This window comes from Escherichia sp. MOD1-EC6162 (assembly GCF_002965125.1).
GTDB classification, from domain to species: Bacteria; Pseudomonadota; Gammaproteobacteria; order Enterobacterales; family Enterobacteriaceae; genus Escherichia; species Escherichia marmotae.
In genome coordinates this window covers 15,203-36,670 of sequence record NZ_PTSB01000031.1, presented here as the reverse complement: position 1 = coordinate 36,670, position 21,468 = coordinate 15,203, and the positions used below count along the sequence as shown (strand labels likewise).

At 43.6% G+C, this 21,468-nt stretch carries 16 protein-coding genes and 5 pseudogenes; 17 read left to right on the top strand and 4 right to left on the bottom strand.

Features of this window, described 5'->3' with window-relative positions; translation table 11 throughout:
* Positions 1-106 precede the first annotated feature (106 nt).
* The 13 genes and pseudogenes from A9587_RS24685 (at position 107) to A9587_RS20050 (ending at position 9,909) form a co-directional block, all read left to right on the top strand.
* Complete coding sequence (locus tag A9587_RS24685; protein WP_157942546.1) at positions 107-367, top strand: hypothetical protein; 261 nt, start codon at positions 107-109, stop codon at positions 365-367.
* 321 nt (positions 368-688) lie between these two features.
* Complete coding sequence (tssE, locus tag A9587_RS20090; RefSeq protein WP_105233801.1) at positions 689-1,144, top strand: type VI secretion system baseplate subunit TssE; 456 nt, start codon at positions 689-691, stop codon at positions 1,142-1,144.
* Between the two features lie 67 nt (positions 1,145-1,211).
* Positions 1,212-1,517, top strand: a complete 306-nt coding sequence (locus tag A9587_RS20085) for a hypothetical protein (protein WP_105263779.1) — start codon at positions 1,212-1,214, stop codon at positions 1,515-1,517.
* Positions 1,518-1,571: 54 nt separating this feature from the next.
* A pseudogene (locus A9587_RS25205) lies at positions 1,572-1,886 on the top strand (type VI secretion system ImpA family N-terminal domain-containing protein); the annotation flags it as partial.
* 333 nt (positions 1,887-2,219) lie between these two features.
* Positions 2,220-2,360: pseudogene (locus A9587_RS25200) on the top strand (hypothetical protein); the annotation flags it as partial.
* A 33-nt stretch (positions 2,361-2,393) separates the two neighbouring features.
* Positions 2,394-2,936 carry a VasL domain-containing protein gene (locus A9587_RS25195; RefSeq protein ID WP_311765736.1) on the top strand — a complete coding sequence of 181 codons (543 nt, stop codon included), beginning with the start codon at positions 2,394-2,396 and terminating at the stop codon, positions 2,934-2,936.
* Between the two features lie 122 nt (positions 2,937-3,058).
* Positions 3,059-3,503, top strand: a pseudogene (locus A9587_RS25190) (transposase); the annotation flags it as partial.
* A 78-nt stretch (positions 3,504-3,581) separates the two neighbouring features.
* A complete protein-coding gene (locus tag A9587_RS20075; protein WP_105263768.1) occupies positions 3,582-6,632 on the top strand; it encodes an STAND family AAA ATPase in 3,051 nt (1,016 codons plus the stop codon).
* 437 nt (positions 6,633-7,069) lie between these two features.
* Positions 7,070-7,885: pseudogene (locus tag A9587_RS20070) on the top strand (DUF3440 domain-containing protein); the annotation flags it as partial.
* Positions 7,870-8,508: an IbrB-like domain-containing protein gene (locus tag A9587_RS20065; RefSeq protein ID WP_105263769.1), complete on the top strand. Its 639-nt coding sequence runs from the start codon at positions 7,870-7,872 to the stop codon at positions 8,506-8,508. The pseudogene A9587_RS20070 and the gene A9587_RS20065, both read left to right, overlap by 16 nt.
* A 78-nt stretch (positions 8,509-8,586) precedes the next feature.
* On the top strand, positions 8,587-8,856 hold the full coding sequence (locus A9587_RS20060; protein WP_000226517.1) for a PerC family transcriptional regulator: 270 nt from the start codon (positions 8,587-8,589) through the stop codon (positions 8,854-8,856).
* Between the two features lie 20 nt (positions 8,857-8,876).
* Entirely contained in the window at positions 8,877-9,521 is a 645-nt protein-coding gene (locus A9587_RS20055) for a hypothetical protein (protein WP_001364388.1), read from the top strand.
* A gap of 64 nt (positions 9,522-9,585) precedes the next feature.
* Positions 9,586-9,909: a hypothetical protein gene (locus tag A9587_RS20050; protein ID WP_001305840.1), complete on the top strand. Its 324-nt coding sequence runs from the start codon at positions 9,586-9,588 to the stop codon at positions 9,907-9,909.
* A 47-nt stretch (positions 9,910-9,956) separates the two neighbouring features.
* Here A9587_RS20050 and A9587_RS20045 read toward each other — a convergent pair whose 3' ends face one another.
* The 4 genes and pseudogenes from A9587_RS20045 to A9587_RS25185 form a co-directional block, all read right to left on the bottom strand.
* Positions 9,957-12,155, bottom strand: a complete 2,199-nt coding sequence (locus tag A9587_RS20045; RefSeq protein ID WP_000093094.1) for a DEAD/DEAH box helicase — start codon at positions 12,153-12,155, stop codon at positions 9,957-9,959.
* Positions 12,152-13,468, bottom strand: coding sequence for an ATP-binding protein (locus A9587_RS20040; protein WP_000117526.1), 1,317 nt, complete (start codon positions 13,466-13,468; stop codon positions 12,152-12,154). The genes A9587_RS20045 and A9587_RS20040 overlap by 4 nt, the downstream gene beginning before the upstream one ends.
* Positions 13,469-13,471: 3 nt before the next feature.
* On the bottom strand, positions 13,472-15,778 hold the full coding sequence (locus A9587_RS20035; protein WP_105263770.1) for a tellurite resistance TerB family protein: 2,307 nt from the start codon (positions 15,776-15,778) through the stop codon (positions 13,472-13,474).
* Between the two features lie 202 nt (positions 15,779-15,980).
* Positions 15,981-16,055 (bottom strand): annotated as a pseudogene (locus A9587_RS25185) (tyrosine-type recombinase/integrase); the annotation flags it as partial.
* Between the two features lie 229 nt (positions 16,056-16,284).
* Between A9587_RS25185 and A9587_RS20030 the strand changes: the two are divergent.
* The 4 genes from A9587_RS20030 (at position 16,285) to A9587_RS20015 (ending at position 21,084) form a co-directional block, all read left to right on the top strand.
* A complete protein-coding gene (locus A9587_RS20030; RefSeq protein ID WP_105263780.1) occupies positions 16,285-17,022 on the top strand; it encodes an outer membrane protein in 738 nt (245 codons plus the stop codon).
* Between the two features lie 419 nt (positions 17,023-17,441).
* The gene (locus A9587_RS20025; RefSeq protein ID WP_105263771.1) at positions 17,442-18,338 is read left to right on the top strand and encodes a helix-turn-helix transcriptional regulator; all 897 of its coding nucleotides are present in this window, start codon (positions 17,442-17,444) and stop codon (positions 18,336-18,338) included.
* A 48-nt stretch (positions 18,339-18,386) separates the two neighbouring features.
* Positions 18,387-19,466: a chemotaxis protein gene (locus tag A9587_RS20020; protein WP_105263772.1), complete on the top strand. Its 1,080-nt coding sequence runs from the start codon at positions 18,387-18,389 to the stop codon at positions 19,464-19,466.
* A gap of 46 nt (positions 19,467-19,512) precedes the next feature.
* The gene (locus A9587_RS20015; RefSeq protein ID WP_105263773.1) at positions 19,513-21,084 is read left to right on the top strand and encodes a cobalamin adenosyltransferase; all 1,572 of its coding nucleotides are present in this window, start codon (positions 19,513-19,515) and stop codon (positions 21,082-21,084) included.
* The last annotated feature ends 384 nt before the right edge of the window (positions 21,085-21,468 follow it).

The following is a 21,468-nucleotide window of genomic DNA, read 5'->3' as shown; positions in this document are numbered from 1 at the left end:
TCAGGATGAATAAACGTGTGTAGAGAATTTAAATCGTTCCTGAAAATGATATGCTGGTATTTTATATTACTGCCTTTCATTATTTCCTGTAAAGATACTGATTTATATGAAAGCCATGCCCGGTGATAAATGTGGAATGAGAACAACACTTGCTATGACGTTGCTTACAGTCCTGACGACAAGCCTTTTGGTGAAGTGGGCAGTATTACGTTTTTTAAATCAATCATTTTTCGGTCATTATAAAACTGGGGAGAAGATAAAATATCAGCTTGGCATTTTCGGGAATATCAGCTTTCTGATTTTATTGCGTCTGAATGATAGTCTTTCCTGGGTGTATAATTGTTCTGGCGGTGCATCATTCGGGTGATAAATGGCACATGACATATTGTACATCAGGAAGTGAAATCCCGGGTTTGTAATGTTCTATATGAAATGTGATGTTGTTTTTATTGTATTTTTGTCTGCGCTTATAAAACTAAAATACTCTTCAGTAATATTTGGTGTGGTTGTTATATTTATGCTTTATTTATGATTTGAAACGAATCCTCTTAGGGGATGTGAATGCATCTTTCTTGTTCGACTGTTTATGGTTGCGCATTACTAATTTTATTGGGGATAAAATGCAAAAAATGCTGAGAATAACCCAAATCTAATAATAATTGTCGTGAGGTTTTGGAATCCCTAAAATATGGAATACAAGTCACCTTCTCTTTATGAAATTCTCTATGGCAATTTCACTGGCGGACTGGAGTTAAATCAGGTCGGTGAGGAAGAGCAGGTTATTCTTTCTGTGCTCGATAACATGGAGCGTATTCTGAATACCCGGGCCGGGAGCCTTAAACATCTTCCGGACTATGGGCTGCCGGATATGACAACCGTTCTGCAGGGAATGCCGGGGACGGCGCATCAACTGATGCGCGTGCTTTCAGACGTTCTGCTGAAGTATGAGCCACGTATTAAGCGCGTCGACGTGACGATGCAGGAACAGACTCAGCCTGGTGAGTTGCATTATGTCATTGATGCAGAACTTAAAGACGCAGGACTGGTTCGTTACGGAACAACATTTATGCCGGAGGGCAGGGTGTTGCTGCGCCATCTTAAGCAACAGCAGTTTGTGGACAATTCATCTTATTATCATGTCTGATTTTTTTATCCGGGCTGCCCCTGTGTGGGTGGTCCGGATGAAAAAAATATTTTTTGTGATTTTGATTATGAACCCGTTATTTAACGATATTCAGATGCGTCTTTTTTATCTGAACCACTCTCCGTACTCCTGGCACTGGAATGTCAGATTCAGACCTCAGGAAGCCGTATATATTGGCAACGATACCTGTCATATCACCATTACCTGTAATCAGTCAGGTTTTCATTTAACCAGGGACGGACAACGGCTGTTCACTGAGCGTTATATCAGAAACCTTAATGAGCTGTTACCTGTTCTGAAACGGCGGTGGGATGTGACACCGGCAATCATCCGCGCAGTGGAATATCTTTCCCGGGGCCAGGTATCACACTGACGTTCTTTCCGTAACTGTTAATCATGATTTAATACAGCAACACTGAATCTGCCGATGACTTCTGAAGTGAAACTGAAAACCGGTGGTGACCCCCGGTCATTACCGGATTATGCTGCCCTGCGTGATGAAATCAGCAAACTGACCCACCCTGCACGTCCGGATGTGGACTGGCGTTACGTGGAAACGCTTTGCCTGCGTCTGTATGAACACAATGGCGTGGAATTGCAGACGGCATCCTGGTACACCATTGCCCGGATGCATACAACAGGGTTAAGTGGCCTGAATGAAGGGCTGGCTCTGATTGTGGCGCTGACCCGGCATCACTGGTCAGTGATGTGGCCGCTGAATACCCACGCCCGGCTGGAAATTATTACCGGTCTGTTCAACCGTCTGCAAAAAACGCTCCGGGGTATGCCTCCGGATAACCGTGACAACCTGCCTCTGCTGTATCAGACCGAAACATTCCTGAAGGCACTGAGTGACACGCTGGCCCGGCACGAACTTAAACAGAGCAGTAAAGTGGCTTTACCGGAAGCCATGGTGAAGGGATATATCACCCGTCTGGAAAATCAGCCGGTGCAGGGCGAAGCGTCGTCTCCGGTAACCCTTCCGGCTCAGGCACTCCGGTCTGATGCTCGGGACGTACAGGAACATCTGCCCCAGCCGCACTCCCGTCTGGTGTATGTTGTTTCTGAAACAAAAGCAGAGCCCACACCCTCCCTTCAAAAATCCCCGCCCACGTTTCTGAAACCGTTTGTGACTGGTGTCTGTGCGGCATTGCTGATTGTCAGTGTGGCCATTCCGGGATGGCAGTTTCTGACACAGCCATCACCGGCGGAGCAGCAACTCAGGGCGCTGCTGGCACCACCACCGGATATGCTTTCAGCAGACCAGTTGGCACAGCTCAGCAGAACACCCTCACTGTTAAATCATGCGTCAGAGTGGATAACCCTTTCCGGTCAGCAGATAATGCGACTGACAGAATTACCGCCAGCATACAACCTGCAACGCAGTGCGCAGCTGCTGCAGCAACTGAGTGTGCTTTTCCCCGACAATCCCCGTGTTCAGGAACTGGTGGATAACTGGCAGAAGAGCGTAAGGAGCCGAGCGCTTCCGGAAGAGGCGATGACGGGCTGGAACGAAGGCATGACCCGCTTACAGCAGCTGGCTGAGCGCCTGAACCGTCTGGATGAACAGCGGGGAAGATACATGACAGTCAGTGAACTGAAAACGGAGGTGTTTGGCATCATACAGGCTTTTAACCGGCATATCCCGGCGGAAGAGCAGTTACGTCGCTACGGTGAAGTCCGCAACCAGAATGGCAGCGAGCAGCAGCAAAAACAGGCTGAAATGGCACTGAATCAGTTGATTAATCGTTATCAGGTGGAACACGCTGGCAAACCGGAGAGGCAGCCATAATGGCTGATAAAACATGGTAATGGAAAATAAACCCGGAAGAATGTGCGCACTGTGGACAATCAAAGATATCCACTACTTTGAAACGCATTATGGGGTGAGGAAAACCCGCGAAATAGCGGTATGAGTGGAAAGTCAAAAAATACGGCAAAGAGCGCGGTCGTATCTGGTGAAAACTAAATATTGCTGTTGATGCAAACAAGCACAGGATTATCTGTACTGATCTGTCGCTGAATAATGTTACTGATGCGGAAACATTCTCGGGATTTATCCGATAACCCACAGGAAAAGTTCGGTTAGCTGTGGGGGGCGATACACAGAGAAACCACGACGAACTGTGTCGTGAGAAAATCAGCGTCCTTATTCTTCCTCGAAAACAAGTGGGTTATTGGGTAGGTGGATATGCAGACCGCAACCATGTAGTTGCTAATCAGCGGCAATGTGCTCTGGAAATGGAAGAGCAGATTACAACAGTCGTTCAATAGCGGAAACGGCGATGTACAAAGTAAAACAGTTATTCGGGGGGCAATGACGCTGCGTGATAATGATGATCTGATTACTGGAACTTGACCATGGTGTGTGCGCTGAATTTTATTTAATAAGGCGCATTCAAGTATTTTTGTGGAATGTTTGTTGTTTGGAGGAAATATGGATAATATCCTTTTTGTAAATTTTGGCGATATCCACCTTTCTTTAAAAAATAAATCTAGGATAGAACAAAAAATTTCTGCCATTATTGATGTAATAGAAACGCAAAAAATCTTAAAACGAAAAGAGCATGTTTTTATTCTAATATCGGGTGATATAGCCTTTAGTGGAAAGAAAGAAGAGTACGAAGCACTTTCAAAATTATTTGGCATCATGAAAGATAGATACTTTTTAATTATGTGTCCAGGAAATCATGATCATAACTTCAGTGATTACTCAGAGGTGGCGAGAAATGCAATGTTAAATATCCCTATCGATAAGATAGATGATGCAGCTATTGCGTTTGCAAGTTCTGGGATGGAAGCTTATAAAGCATTTGAAAAAGAATTTAGTAGTTTTAATCCCATTGAAGAAAATGAACTTAGTAAAAGATATGAGATAGATCTTTCATCAGAGACATTTTCTATAGTCACCTTAAATACTGCTTGGTGTTCTAAAATACATGAACGTGGTGGTGATATTAGTTGCCCTGAAAATAAGATCATAAGAAGTATTGGGACACCAAACAATATAATTATATTCCATCACCCACTTTCATGGTTTGAACCAAATAATAGTAAAGCCATTAGGGATATAATAAGAACAAATTATTCAATAGTTATTACCGGACATGAGCATATTACTGACTCTTTTAAAATAGATGCTGAATCTTCAACAACACTCATGATTGAGTCCTTGCCGATTGATGATAGTCATGTGTCCGAAAATGGATTTATAACCTTCGAAATTGAAGGTGGTGATATTCTTGTGAGTACACATATATGGAATGGTTCTACTTATAATGAAGGGAAAGTTATTTTGAAAAGTGATGTGATTGAATCTAAAAAATCAATCACATCAAATACTTTTGAAGTGAATAAGAAATTTTATGATTTTTTACAGGAGCTTGGGGTTGAGTATATACACCCATCATCAAGAAAGTTAACATTAGATGATGTTTTTGTGTACCCCAATATCCGTGATCTTTCTGATGATAAAGAACAAGCAAGAAAGATGTCATCCAGTAAACTTATTAATAATAGAGGAGGGGATAGAATAGTCTTAATTGGCGATGAGTTTTGTGGAAAAACCACAATGTTAAAGAAATATTATCTGGATACAATTGAAAAAGAAAAGCTTGTATTATATTTAGATGGTAGCATCATCAAGAAATCAAATAAAAAGGTTACTAAGCTACTCAATGATGCAATTACATTACAATATGTGAACAAGACTTTAGCAGAATTCATGGGCTATAAAACTGAAAAAACGTTACTAATAGATAACTTTCATGATATAAAAGGCGATGTGAATTCTTTGCGTGATTTTTTATCTCCTTTTGAAAAAATATTCGATAAAATAATAATTACTCTTAGTGATAGCAGTAAGTTTGCAGGCGTTGATATCCTTGAATCAAGCCCATTTTCATCTGATTATAAGCAATACAAAATACTAAAATTTGGTTTTAGATTGAGATATGAGTTAGCTAATCGTTGGAATATGCTCAAAGAGACATGTGTCGAGGAGAGGAGTGCATTAATCCATGAGAATGATTCTTCTACAAAGATGATTAACACTATTATAGGAAAAAATTATATACCTTCAACGCCCTTCTTTTTACTAACAATGCTTCAGTCGATTGATAACGAACAATCGTCAGATCTTAAAACCAGTTCATATGGATATTATTATCAATTTCTTATTACAAGTAGTTTAAACAATGCTTCTGTTCGCAAAGAGCAATTAGATGAGATATTTAATTACATTACCGAACTTGCATATTATTTTTATAAAAAAAAGACAAAAGAAGATAGCAAAGATAATCTATGGGATTTTAATCATCAGTTTTGCTGTGAATATGGTGTGCAACTTGATTTTGGGGAACGATTCAAATTATTAGTAAAAGCTAAAATAATGGAAGTAGTTGAATCAGATAATTATAGATTTAAATATAACTATGTGTATTATTTTTTTGTTGCAAAATATTTTTCTGATCATCTAAGAGATGAAGAAGTAGTGGATGATATAAAAAGATTAGCTTCAACCTTACATTTAAAACAAAGCATGAATATTTTTATGTTTCTTACACACCATTCAAAGGAGCAATTTATATTAGATCTAATAACTAATCAGGCGAAATTATTATTTAACAAGTTTGAACCTGCGAGTATTGATTTAGATTCGGATTTTATCAACAGTATCGTAGATAATCTTCCGGAAGTGTCATTTATTAAAAAAGACAGACTTGAATTTAGGCGGGGGATTGAAGATTTAAAAGATATTCAAACCGAACAAATCAACTCAGATGAGAATAATAATGAGGCAGATGTAGAAGAGAAAAATATAGAAAACAATCGTTCAAACGATGAAATTGATTTAAATCTTGAGTTAAATTTAACAGTTAAGTCGTTAGAGCTATTAGGGCAATTATCACGAAATTATTATGGTTCTTTAAAAATCACTCAAAAAGAACTACTCTTAGATGAGGCCATAAATGCGCCACTAAGGTCATTAAATTTCTTACTGAGTTCGGTCCGTGATGAACCAGAGAAGACAATAGATATGCTTGAACAAAAAATAAATCAACTATTGGAAGGAAAAAAGAACTCTACTTCAACAGAAGTTCGTGCGTTAGCTCGTAAAATCCTGTTTAATATGTTGTTTACTATCACTTATTCAATTGTTTCTAAAATTGCATCTTCTATTGGAAGTACTCATTTACAACCTGTTATTAATAGAGTTTGCGATACTAAAAATAGTGATGCCGGGAAGCTTATAAAACTTGCAAGTATTTTAGAAGTAGGGCAAGTTATATCTATAGATGAACTTAAGAGATTAAATGGAAGTTTAAGTAAAAATAACCTTTCAAAATTATTAGTAAAAGCCTTGGTTGTTAATTATTTATATATGTTTGAACGCCCAGATAAGCAAGTTCAACAAATCTGTGCAGCTGTAAATATAAGATATGATACAATTTCAAAAGAAATTGGGTTTCAAAAAATTAACAAATAGATGCAAAGCGTCTGTCATTTGCAATGTTAGAGTGCAAATTGTGGGAGTTCAATGGTAATTTCTATTAAGTCTTATAAGGAGTTGCATCATGAGATAGAATAGATGAACTTAATTGTTCACTCCCCTATGATTCCTTAAAATATACAGGTTTAGATGGTTTTTTCCGTTTCATCGGTTTCCCAACAAATCGGTTAATCATTCGTATTATCAATAATCAGTAGACTGGCTCCCCAGAATCTCCAGACAACCTATATTCCTTAAGGAAATGATGTCCGTGATACTGATTTTTAGGTTAGTGATGCCATTAATGAAATTTATTTGAATTATTCTGTATAAAATCAGAAAAATGAGAGATATGCATTTAACTGAAAAAATATTTACCGGCGAAAATGTTCTGCATGCGGCAACAGTTCGCATTGAGTGGATTTTTGAAACATTTCCGTCGGCATGCCATGACGTTTGAAGAATTTGTTCCGGCGTTTTCTTCCTGGTTTGCCGGTAACCGGTGTGGAGTGGCAGTACTGACTGGTGTTCGTGCTGATGAATCGCTCAATCGCTTTATGGGACTGGTGTCTCAGTGCAAACTGAGATATGCAGATGATAAACCCTGGACCACAGCGTCACCTGAAGGGTTTTACTACACCATGTATCCGTTATATGACTGGAAAGCCCGTGATATCTGGATATATAACGCCAGAACCCGAGCTATCTACAATCCCCTGTATGACCTGATGTACCGTGCCGGCGTGCCGTTACGCAACATGCGTGTCTGTGAACCTTTTGGCCCTGAACAACGTAAGGGACTGTGGCTTTACCATGTTCTGGAGCCGGAAACCTGGGCCAGGATGTGTGAACGGGTGTCAGGTGCTGCCAGCGGGGCGCTTTATGCCAATGAGAGCGGTGCCTATTTTGCCCTGCGTAAGCGTATCACGAAGCCTCCTCATCATACCTGGCGTAGCTATGCGATGTTTCTGCTGGATGTGATGCCGGAAAGAACAGCAGAACATTACCGTAATAAAATTGCTGTCTACCTGCGCTGGTATCAGACGCGGGGCTTCCCGGATGACATCCCGGATGAACAGAAAAATGACCTGGGGAGCCGGGATATCCCGTCCTGGCGACGTATCTGTAAAACACTCATAAAGAATGATTTCTGGTGCCGTACTCTCTCCTTCAGTCCGAACAAACCCCGGCACTATGAACGTTACCTGCAGCGTATGAAGGAAAGGAGGAAGGAATGGGGGATTCTGTAACAGCGGAGATACTGGGCAACATGATTCGTCAGTATTTCAGTCAGGTACGAACTGAAGAAGAGACCATACAGGCTCTGAATCATCTGCGCAGGGTGCTGCATGAGGTCAGCCCTTTTGCACAGGAGCCTGTGGACTGTGTGCTGTGGGTGAAGGCGGATGAGGTGGTGGCCAACGATTACAATCCCAATGTCATGGCGCCGGGTGAGAAGAAACTGCTGAAACATTCACTGGAGCAGGATGGGTTCACGCAGCCAGTGGTTGTCTCGGAAGAGAAGGAGCATTATCTGGTCGTGGATGGTTTTCATCGTCAATTACTGGGCAGGGAAGCAGGTACGGGAAAACGTCTGAAGGGCTGGTTGCCAGTGACCTGTATTAATCCGGAAAGAAAGGGACAGGCCTCACGTATTGCTGCGACAATTCGACATAACCGGGCCAGGGGGAAGCACCAGATAACTTCAATGTCTGATATTGTCAGGGACCTGTCGCGGCTGGGCTGGACGGATGAACGTATTGGTACGGAGCTGGGTATGGACCAGGATGAAGTTCTCAGGTTGAAACAGATTAGCGGGCTGACGGAGCTGTTTCTGGAAGAGGATTTCAGTCCGGCATGGACGGTTCGCTGAGACCGTCATATATGTATATTATTTCAGTGAGTTAATGTTTTGAGCAGGAAAAAGAGTACCCCGGAAGTCGTGGAAGACATGGTTGCACAGAAGCTGGAGGCTGCGGGTTGCTGGCGCAGAGCTTCCGCCCGCTGGCTTTTTGTTATGGGAAATGTTGAATGTACAGAAGCACAACGGGAGTGGTTGTTGTTGCGCAGGAATTATTGCCTGGCGCAGATATCGTCCCCGCCGCTACCTGAAAAGCTGGATATCAGCGAAGTGGCGAAAGCTGCAGATGCCACGCTGAGGCGAATGGGGATTGCCAGTCCGTCCGGGGAGGTATTCAGAAAAGGTACACCGGTCTGTTGATATTCAGGTAACAGGTATTAATGATGAAGAAAGGAATGGCAAACAGTATATCAATGACATGGCAACTTTTATGCGATGATCATGGTTTTACCCGGGAGCACTACAATCAGCTGAAGAAATTCAGCCCGGAGGCATTACGTGAAATTATTGCTGAAATAGCCTGCTGCCATCCGTCAACCAGTATATTGCTCAGGAATAAGTGGCTGACACCGCCAGAGGATATTCCGGAGCAGGTTACCCGTGAATACGAACGAAGAATACAGAACTGTCCATCTTTCAGGAGCGAGAAAGAGGCGGAATCCTGGCTAAATGAACTGTTTTTTGCTGTGATTGCGCCGCTATACCGGGTTGTCCCCGGACAATCAGAACAGGTTGAATCCTTTGTTCTGCAGCTTATTGCCGAACAGGAGCGGGTTTGGGAGCTTATTCTAACCAATGATGGTTATTCATGGCATTGCGCACTTTATGATATATTATTTCATCTGGTTTTACGAAATATGGAAGACCAGCCTGAACATCAGAGACAGCGAATAACAAAAATACTTAATGAGTCCGATACAAGGCGGGTTGCAGAAGAGATTAAATTCCGGATTCAATATCTTCAGGATGAAGAACAAAAGAGAGTTTTAAGTGAGTTGGTAAATGTCCTGATTTCAAAAAGATAAAACATGTCGGAGTAATTTTTCTATATATTAAAAAAACAGGTTCGTATTACCATAAAGGAGATCGGTGAGTAACCGTTATTGGATGATCTCCTTCCATAAAAATACGCGCAATCTAACGGTTCGCTCTGTGCCAAAAAAAGACATTGCTCACAATATCGAGTTAATCATTCGGCCGTTGAACATTCCCATTGAAAAATTTCTCAGTATAGAATATACCAATGTTGAGGGCATTCCTCTTACATCTCGAAGGATAACTATCATGGGTCTAAAACCAGGTCCAAAACCAATTGCTAAGTCAACAGGAAAACCGGATCAACGCCGACGCGATAATAAAGATACTCCTGGCAATACTCCGGGATTAAAGCCAAGTAAGTCCACAGGTAAGTAAAAAATAAGGGTATAAATACTTATTTATACCCTGACTACATATCCAGTCTACTGAAGGTGTTTCTGCAGCCAGATGCACGTTCCTTCTATATCATACGCCTGTGCCCCATACCCTTTAGCAAGCAAAGTCTCTGGTAAATACTCGTCATATTTATCCAGATACTTGTCGGGAACAACTGCAGCAAGCTCAAACTCTGAAGGTAGCCCCGACAATAGCATTTTCTTAAGTGCACGCTGGACAGAGGCAACGCCTGAGTCCTCTACCTCTATCACACCTGCAAATGAACTGGCTTTAAAGCCACAACGTATAATCAGGGACGTAATTGTATTGACAATTTTATCCCCCATCCACGGGATCACGTAGCAGTTCTGACCACTGGCAATAAAACAGTCATTTTGTAGATTGTAGCGTTGGAAGTTGTCACTTCCTTCCGCGAAGAGGCTTCTGGCTGCGGCATCAGCATAATCGACTCTCTTGTTGCCTACCGCGATACGGTAATCATTTTCCCTGTAGATAGTGAGCATTTCCTGGCGAACAACATCATGAACAGACATCCCGGTACCACTGAATAGTGGCGGCTGACCGCCTTTAGTCGTCTCAACATAGATAACCTTTTTTTCAACCTCGATCTCTGTCACTTTCCAGCGCCGTCCGCCGAAGATGATGTGCTGCTCCGGCAAAAGTGGGGAGTCTACAGGCACTGTGCCAAGAGTTCGGTTTCCCGTTACAATGCGAAACTCCTCAGGTGTATTGAATACGGCATAAAACGTGTAGTGATTAGTCAGCTTCTCCCCCTCAGCCCCGACAACTATTTCACCGCTGGTTAGTTGAGTGAGCAGGCCACATGTCCCCATATGTTTAAGCAGACTTTTGAAGTCATTTATATCCACATTCCGGAACGGACCTGTCTGGCAAAGTTGTGACCAGAGCTGATCGGCACGAACACCTCCCCATTGCGCAGTAATAGCCAGGATCTGGTGTAGTAGTGTGGAGTAATGTTTCTGCCGGATATCTGCAGGCTCGAACCAGCGCTTAGAGATCATCAACCTGATCATTGCCATCGCCTGAACCAACTGCAGCCGTAAATGATCCACAATGCTGCTGGTTGCGGTAAGTTCAGGTTCAGTAATTAACATTCTCAGCACCGATGGGGAATCGCGCCGCCCTGAACGTCCCATGCGTTGACGCAGACTGGAAACAGAATGCGGAGGTGTCACTTGTATGACAGACTGCACCTTACCAATATCAATACCCAGCTCCAGCGTCATTGTACAAACAGCGGTTGTGGGCAAATTCCCTTTCTGCAGTCGGGCTTCAAGCGCCTCACGCAACTCCCTTGCAAGGGAACCATGATGAGGAAAGAATTCATTAGGAACGACATTTGCTTCACACATGTCGCTCAGTGTTGCCGCTATGCTTTCAGTACGCTTTCGACTGTTAGCAAAGACCAGGTGGGAATCGCCACGGCAGAGCCTGAAAATATCCGCGCAGACGAGCTGTTCAGCAGAGCTCTGGAGCTCTTCTCCTTTTTCGGGCACCCGCTCAAGATAACCTTTAACCTGAACCTGTAGTGTGGCTTTGCTATTACTGTCTGTTACCGTTTCACAAGGTAATCTCTTATCCGGGCGCAATAGTTCTGGTACTTTTTCCAGCTCTCCCAGCGTGGCACTCAACGCGACACGGGGAACTGGATTCAACTGGCGTCCCAGCACATGGTCAATTCTGTTAAGCAGAGAAAGCAGCTGTATACCACGCTCTGAGCCAATAAAAGCATGGAACTCATCAATAACAATGTATGCCACAGAAGAAAACGCCTGTTTGAGCCAACCCAATGAGTTTATGAGCAAAGACTCAAGTGATTCAGGTGTGATAAGTAAGATGCCAGAAGGGGTTGTCCGTGCTTTCTTCTTTTTGCTTTGTGGTACATCCCCGTGCCAGGGCGTCACTTGCATTTCCAGGGCTTCACCAAGACTCTCAAGACGACGGTGTTGATCGTTAATTAATGCCTTCAATGGACTGATATAGATAATGCCAAATCCACCAGTGAGATCTGCAATCGCTGAACAGGCAGGAAGAAAGAAAGCCTCTGTTTTACCCGCAGCTGTACCTGCACTAATTAGTACATCACGATCACGGGCTAAAATTGCCGGAATAGAGCTTTCCTGCAAGGGCCTTAAGGATGACCAGCCCTGCTTATAAACCCACTTACGGACACGGGGATCAAGACTATTGTAGGCACTACTCATAATCTGAAATTCGCCAGGCCATCATCGTCATCACTTTCCTCCACAATGGCATCATCCATATCGCTGAGCTTGTCTTCTTCAATCGCCACCCCCTCAATGAGGGTTTGCCAGTTCATCGTTCTGTTTTGTTCCAGCACAGCCAGCATATCCAGAAAACCTTTTATGGTATTGCGGGGAGTTCGAAAGTAAGCATCTCCGATGGTTTTGCTGCAGTGATGCAGAAACCCGGTCAGAGCATCATCTGGCACCAGATAATTTGCGGGATCTCCACCAGCATAAACATGACGAAGGTTTTTCAGTAAAATATACAGTTCCTCAGGAGTGAGGCTGGCAAGATGCAGCGTGGGGGACGAGTAGTCAATCACGCCAGCTTTCTGTGCGAATCGGTTTTCTGCCAGACGCGACTGGAGCGCTTCATAGCTGTAGAGCCCCTTACGTGGATCGAAAAGAAATTCTGGCGTCCCCCCGAGGATAAAGCCAATATTTTCGGCGGAGCCTTGCAGGCAGTCATTCAGGATCCGCAAAATTTGTTCGTAGTTGGCCGTTCTCGCTTGCGTATTATTCAACTTGAAGAGGTTCACCATCTCGTCGAGGCTAACTAAAAGTCCGGCATAGCCTGCCTGACGGACAAAAAGGCTCATCAACTTCAAAGAATCATAGAACGAGGCGTCTGAGATAATCGTTCGGACGTCAAGATCATTACGGGCATCAGTTTTTGTGGTGTACTCGCCCCGCAACCAGCGAATAGCATTGGATTTTAAGGTTTCGTTATCCTGCTCATGCCCGCGCCAGAATGCGTCAATGACCTTCGCAAAGTCATATCCTCCCACCATATCTGACAAAGCAGCAAGGCGTTTATGAATAACGGATGAGACCAGGGAGCCGTTCGCATCAGCTTCCTTCCTTGCCTCAGTAACAAACCTTTCCACAACGCTAAGTAATGCATTGCCATCTGGTTTGTTTCTGGTGGACATATTTTTCATAAGCTCTGAGTAGAGATTACGAGCCTGACCTCCCGATGAGTGGATACGTCTGTCGGGAGAAAGGTCTGCACTGACCGTGACCAGCTTCTTCTCTAACGCAATAGACCGTACAACACTTAAAAAGAATGTTTTCCCGGAACCGTACTCACCAATGATAAGTCTGAAGCTTGCCCCGCCATCAGCAATCCGTTCAATATCCTGATGGAGGGCGGTTATCTCATTCACGCGGCCAACCTGGATATGCTGAATACCTATTCTTGGCGTTACTCCCGACTTAAGTGACTGAATGATAGCGTCGCGCTCTTTCACTCTTATACGTGTTACAGACATTCACTAACCCTCTAATTCTTTGGCTATTTCCAGGTCAATCCAAATGTGATCATCAGCATCTTCCAGCACTGGTGCATCAACCACCGCATAGGACCAATCGTTAATCACCTCAAGCGCACCGCCGAGCATCAGGTTCCAGTTACTACACAACTCTGTCGCCTCTTTTCTGGACCATTGTTCTTTCTCCAGCAACCTGCGATAAAGTTGGCTATGAGCGGAGTCAAGTCCCCCTTCCCCGGTTAATGAGGCTGGAGCGCTTTCTGGTTGTTCTGGTTCTTCTTCAGTGAAAATTGAGTTCAGTAATTTACGAACATCATCAGTGGCAGATTCGTGGCGGGCAAGTACGTTGGCATCCAGCGTAAACCCTGCCGTCGACTGATTAGCTGGTACAGATGAAACGAGAGCAGTTTCAGTTGCGGAATGCTGATGGATATTGCTTGATACGGATGAGGGATCCAGTCCCAGGCTTGTATAAATCTTCTCAAGCTGTTTGATTTCGGCAGGCGTAATTCTGCCGTCAGAGCAAGCGACACTAACGATAACCTTACCCACAGCTGATTTTTCCGCTGCACCGAGTAATTCAATCCGGCTTTTCATTCCCGTCATATTCGCCGGAGTATGAAGCTGCCACGTTAAATATGCGTGCAGAGAGCGCTTTTCATCATCGCTGAAGCTGGCATTGTTGTTGATGGCATTCTCAAGCACTTTCTGTTCGGCTTGATCGAGAGAATTGTCAATCAAGGCGACTACCGAACCTAATCGGAGCGTCAATACAGCTGTGATAAATTCAGGAGAAGGTGAGAAACGTCCTCTTTCACCAGCAGGGAATAAAACAAGTACACCATCGACATCTGCCTTTACGTGGTGGTGATAGGGGTCAGGAGCCAGACAGTATCCCATTTTCTGTGCAAAGGCTTGCATTAAGTCGGCCTCTTTTTTATTGATCTTCGCCGGACAGGTGGCATTCATATGTGACCAGTAGTCAGCAACTGAAACTATCCCACCCTTACTGCGGATTGCGTCATCAGCCCAGTGTTTGAATGTACTTAATATTTTTTCTGCGCTTTCGTTAACGATTTCTGAAGGCAGCAACAAAATTGCAGCGGTATCATTTGCTGAAGTACCTTTTCTACCAAGGTAACGACTGTAAGCATCCAGTTCACCTGTGCATATATCGGCAATGGCCATAAGCTTCTGAACAGGGCCTTTCAATGCACCTGGATCAGGCAAGTCGGGAACAGGAAGCCGAATACCTCGCAAACTGGGACTTGCAGGCGTGTAATCTAAACGCAGACGCGCTTTATTCGGCTTCACTACCATCCCTTCACCGTATTTAAGGGTGTAACGCCGTTTAAATAGTGCAGCAAATTCTTTCGCACAGCGGCGGGCGGGGGTTCGTAATGAGTATTCAGCATGGTTTGTCACCCACGTCAGAGCCAGATCCGCTGGAACCGGGGCTCCTGTATCAACAGTCTTTGCCAGGATTAACCTGAACTGCATGCTATTGCTGAACTCCGAATCATCGCTGAGAGCTGCTGCAAGATTTTCGTTCGGACGAAGAATGGACATCGCTTCAAGTAACTGGGACGAGTAATTCCGGAAAGATCGGTTTTCATTGAAAACCGATCTGAGACGGCAGATCTCTTTGAAAAGAGAATAGAACTCATCGTCGGATATATTGTTGTCCCTGCTGTCAACAAGCGCCCTTCTTTCCAGACCATACAGATAAATGAAAACGTAACCAATTGGGCAAGAAGTGTCGCATCTGTCGCTGGCAAGCCAACTCAGGTACGCACCACGAGCTTCAGGTGAAAGTGAGGAAAAACTGGGCCAATACCCTAATGAACTATCTTCGTAAATGTAAGGTGTGGGGTATATTTTAAGCGTGTCGTCAACTAGCGATGCCTCGCTACTGCCATCATAATAACCGCCTGAGTTATGCCCGGCAGGTTTCATACGCTGCCCAAGATAGAAGTGACCGCCGGTAACCTCTATCCCACTGACTGTGATCATCTCTCCCGGAAAAATCCAACGAGCCAAAGCACCGGTAGTTTTTGAGAAATTCTGGCGTTGAGTGGCTGTTATGCTGTATTCGACATTCCGTTCGCCACTTAGTGTAAACGTAGCCAGATTGTCATCTTCGCTGTCATCGTTGTGCATTACAGCCTTATTTTTGTTGTTAGCAAGCCATTCTTTAGGTGGTGCTTTCACTGGAGCGGAAGTATAAGAACCCGCGGACTTAGGTTTCTTCTTTTTGAAAAAAATAATATAAATCAAATAAATTGCTACTATAAATATCCATAACTCCATGAGGCAGTAACCTTAAAAATAGCTTTTCACGCACACCAAAAGGATGACGATGGGAAGTGGATTAATCTCAAAATAATACTTCTAAATTAAAAAGGTTAAAAGCAAATCACAACCTTCCTGAGCTTCCGCTTTTCTCTTTCAGAGGGCTGAAGTCGTTATCTGTATCCAGAAAATCCCCCCACCACTGTAGCATCAACCGACGCTATTCCAGGTGTTCTGTTTTATGGATATACGCCGCCCTTAATGAATTACGTTCCATGTGGCTCATCTGACGTTCAGCCGTTTTATCTCGTGCTGTTTTGGTCTTAATACTTCCATGCCGCTGCGATTACCTCTTAAACCAGCCCTTACCATTTTTATGGATACGATAAGAAAACTTTATCGGGCACGATCGATTTTGTCGATCGATTCGATCGAAAATATTCCTTTTACCCTATCTTTTGCATGGTTTTAGAATGAGCAACCCCATTTATCGTTCGGGGAAAGTGATAGCGGAGATGATTGAAATGAAAAAGGTTATTGCGGTTTCAGCGCTTGCAATGGCAGGCATGTTTTCGGCCCAGACTCTGGCTGATGCGAGCAAAACAGGCTTTTATGTGACCGGTAAAGCCGGTGCTTCTGTTATGTCACTTTCAGACCAGCGTTTCGTTGATGGTGAAGGAGCATGGGCGGATAAATATAAAGGCGGTGACAAAAGTGATACGGTTTTTGGCGCAGGCCTTGCGGTGGGATACGATTTTTATCAGCACTACAATGTGCCGGTACGTACTGAAGTGGAGTTTTATGGCCGCGGTAATGCTGAATCAAAATATCGTCTGAGTTATTGGGAAAGTACTGACGGCACAGAGTTTGATGATGCACAGAACAAGCTCAGTGTAAACACACTGATGCTGAATGCGTATTATGATTTCAGAAACAGCAGTGCATTCACGCCATGGATATCTGCTGGTCTGGGTTATGCACGGGTTCATCATAAAACTTCGTACATATATACCGATAACAGCCCGGCAGGCAGTGAAGTATATTCAGCTTCAGCGTCAAAATACGAAAACAACCTGGCATGGAGCCTTGGTGTCGGTGTTAAATACGATGTGACGCAGGATTTCAGCCTTGACCTCAGTTACCGGTATCTGGATGCAGGGGATTCCACTCTGACTTATAAAGATGAGGATGGTGCTAAATATAAATCCTCTGTTGATGTCAGAAGTAACGAGTTTATGTTAGGTGCAACATATAACTTCTGACAGCCATTTCTGCCTGCGCTTTGGGGCACAGTAAAGTGCAGGTATGACAAATCAACAACAGATATCCTGATGATATTCTCCCTCTGGTAACTAATAATTTCAGACATATGAAATATAAACAGAGCAAAAATATTACCCGCGTTGATTTTTTACAGAGATGCAGGTGATACGCAGTATGGTTGTCAGCCTGTTAAATAAAAAAAGACTGTTGTTGGGATATGTTATTTTTTCTATATCAGCCCTTCCGGAAACAATAAACCTTATTACGAAAGAAACACCCGGACATCTGGTTTAAAGTTTGATTATAATCAAATAAAAATCTGTTGCCGGAGGGCGTAGTTTTGTGGAACTGACAAATGATGTCAGGAGTATTTATATAATTCACTTACACAAGAGTAATACTACAGGTGCAGTGATTTATGGCTGACTCAACGAGAAATCGCTCAGCGGAGCGTTTGATTGATATCCTTGTTGAATTACAGAATTATGGCGTGGTCAGTCGCCATAATTTGATGAAAAAATACAACATCACTGAGCGAACAGCATATCGTGATCTGAATATGCTTTCTCCCTTTGTTGAAGCCTGTGGCGATGGAAAATACCGGCTTATTTCAGCAAGAGCAGGAAACCAGAGCAAAGAATCACTGCACAAATCTCTGGCCAGGTTACTGGATACTGATGCGATTTTTCCTGAACGGGATGAAGGTTTCTGGCAGAAATTAGAAAACAGGGCAACCGAAAAGCATATTCGTGTTCAGTTTCATAACCCTGAGCACACCATCAGGGATGATTTAAGAAAATATCTTGATGTTCTTGAAAAAGCGATCTGCAACAGTAATGTTTGCCAGATTGCATATGCCGGTAAGACCAGAATCGTTCATCCCTATAAATTAACTAATCAGAGAAGTATATGGTATTTGCTGGCTAATGAAGAGAACAAGTTAAAGTCGTTTTCATTAGCTAAAATAAAATGGCTGGATATAAAAAAAGAAAAGTTTGCAAAGAGTGATGAAATACAGTCACTAGTAAGTGAGTCATGTGACCCGTGGGTGAGCGACAAAACATTTGATGTTGTGTTGTTCATTCACAGTAATATCGCCCATTATTTTTTGCGACGGGACTTACTTCCTTACCAGCAATTGCTACACAAACATGACAATGGCATTACGCTGTCATGCAAGGCTGCACATAAAAATCAAATTATCCCATTGATTTTATACTGGCTACCGAATGTTGAAATTATTGAACCAGTATGGCTGAAAGAAGCCGTGTTAACAATGTTAGGAAAATACCTCACCGCTGAGAATGTTTCCTGAAATATTTCAGTTGACTGATGATAAAGCAACCTGTACAGGAGGAAAAGAATGGCGTTACCTTTCATTATTTTGGGTGTGGCTGCCGGCGCTGCGGCATTCGGCGGAAAAAAAGCTTACGATGGATATCAAAAAAAGTCAGAAGCAGAGGATATCCTCGAAAAAGCAAAAGAGCGTTACGAGGAGCATAAAGAAAAATTTGAGCAGGCTGAAGCTCAGACATCATCAAAATTAACAACGCTCGGAAATAAAGAGCTTGAGATTGGTAAAGATTTCAGTGAGTTCGACAGGATTGCTGCTGAGCTCCTGGCGCGTCTGGAAAAAGAGGGCAATAAAGACCTGAAACTGAGTGTCCCGCAACATAACATCAATAAGATTCAGAACCTGGCCATTTCAGCGACAGAATATCTCAGTACGGTCGTTGCTGCCGGAGTTTCCGGGGCTGCTGCGGGTTTTGCTGTGTATAGCGGAGTGATGGCATTTGCTGCGGCTTCCACAGGTACACCCATTGCAGCGCTTTCTGGTGCCGCGGCTTATAACGCGACGATGGCGGCAATTGGTGGGGGCTCACTGGCTGCAGGGGGCATGGGAATGGCTGGTGGCGCAATGGTATTAGGTACTGCAGTGGCTGCACCGTTGATTGCCATTGCGGGCTGGGCTTACGACAGACATGCGACGAAAGCTCTTGAAAATGCTCATCAGTGTGCCTGCGATGTTGAACGGGCAGTTAAGAAAATGAATCTGGCCCGGGAGCATTTTGCAAAAGTTAATCAATACGTTGATGAAATTCTCGCTGCACTGAACAGAATGCATGCTGTATTTATTAAACACTATTTTGAGCCGCTTAAATCCATGCATTCTGTTATTACAGAACAACAGGATATCAGTGTATCAGATGAAGTCATTGTGCTTATTGACCATGGATATTCACTGGCCGCTATTATGACGGATATTATTACAACGCCACTGTTTAAACCGCGGAAACAGGAAAATGGTGAGGCAGTGATAAAAGATAACGTTATTGAAATGGAAACGGATGATAATGGAATGAACGTTATTAATAAGGATGAGCTGGATGATGTACTGGCCAGTTCGGTTGTGAAATTTGATGATTTTTCATCCCGGAGTTAATGATTTACCGGGCGTTAAAGCCCGGCTTTACAAGAAGTGAAATAACATGAATGTAGAAAAATTTGACTGGACAGAAGAGTTACATCAGACCATGGTGAAGAGCCTGGTTACATCATTCGGGCTGGATTTTCTGTTGTTAAATGATCGTAAGGGTGGTGATGTTGACACTATCCATAATGTGCGTAATGGCATTTATGCCACGGAGGCTGAGCGACAGCGGTATGAAGGTCGTGGTGACTATGATTCTCATCATTACCACAGCCATGAGAACTACATCGCGACGAACCGGAAAGGAAAGCGTGCACATCAGGCAGGGACTCTTACTGATGCATATACAGGCGAAGTGTTTGCTTCAGACGATAACAAAAATCTGGATCATATTATTTCCGCTAAAGAAATTCATGATGATCCGGGGAGAATTCTTGCTGAACGGGATGGTGCAGAACTGGCAAATGACGCTTCAAATCTGGCATTCACACATGAGTCGCTCAATAAATCAAAGAAAGCAGACTCAATGGATGCGTTTATTTGCACACTGCAGAAAAACAGAGAAGATACGTTAAGGCAGATAGCAGAGCTTGAATCTCAGGTAACACTGACAGAAAAAGAAAAGAAACGTCTGATAAGTCTGAGAAAAAAAGCTGATGCAGATACTGAGCGTATGGAAAGGGCTGATAAATATGCCCAGGAAAAATACGAGGCCACGATTAATCAGAGCTATTACCTGAGTAGTAAGTTTGCTACTGCTGTCGCCAGTGCTTCACTTAATTCCGGTTTTCGTATGGGGACGCGACAGATGCTGGGACTTATTCTTGCCGAGATCTGGTTCGAACTGAGGGAACGAATTCCGCATATTATCAGGCAGCAACGGAACTCATTCAGCGCCGGCAAATGCCTGTCCGAAATAACGTCAGCATTACGTGCCTGCCAGGAACGAGTACAGGAAAAATTCAGTTCTTTTTTAATTGCCTTTAAAGATGGTGTCATCGGAGGGATACTGTCAGGTATTACCACAACGCTGTTAAATATATTCCTGACAACGGAAAGAATGATTGTCCGGCTTATCAGGGAAATGTGGAACAATCTCGTTCAGGCCTTTAAAGTCCTGGTATTTAACCCGGAGGGATTATCGCCGGGACAGTTAGCCAAAGCGGTTACTAAACTGATAGCAGCAGGTGTGGCTGTTGCCGGAGGGGTGATGATAAATGAGGCGATGGCGCAGATCCTTATTTTTCCATTTGGTTCAGAGCTTGCTGCCTTTTGTGGTGCGCTGACGACAGGTATTCTCGGGCTGGTGATGAATTATTATCTCGAATACAGCGAGGTTATGCAGCGGGTGTGGGCATTTCTGGACAAATTTAAGGATAAGTTCCGGCGGTCACTGGAATACTTTCAGGCAGTCAATGCTGAACTTGATCGCTATCTTGTAGAACTTACTGCGCTGGAATTTTCTGTTGATGCTGCCGCGTTAAATCACTTTTCGCTTCATCTGGATAGCGTAAACAGTGAGATAGAGCGCGGACTTCTGCTGAGAGAAGAAGTCAGCCGACGAGGGATTGAGTTGCCGTTTGAGTCAGGAAATGTGGCTTCTGTTCGCGACTGGTTAAATAAGCGATGAAATTACACCCTCCATTTCCCTGTAACCAGTGTGGGGCCTGTTGTCGTCATGTCAACAGGGCTGGTGAAACGCAATGTCTGGATCGTGGTGACGGTATTTGCCGTCACTATCAGACTGATTCTCATCTGTGTGCAATTTATGATAAACGCCCACAGATTTGCCGGGTTGAAGACCAGTATTTACTGAATTATCAGTCTCAGTACAGCTGGCAGGAGTTTATTGCATTAAACCAGGCCGCCTGCCTTATTCTGAATAAACTGTAATACCATTAATGGCGGCGTCAGTACAGAAACTGAGAGAACATAAAGCAGTAAAATGTCATACCGTTCAGCAGCCAGCGTTGCCTTCCCCGGCTGCTGTTATTGTAAGGCATTTTCGTTAAGA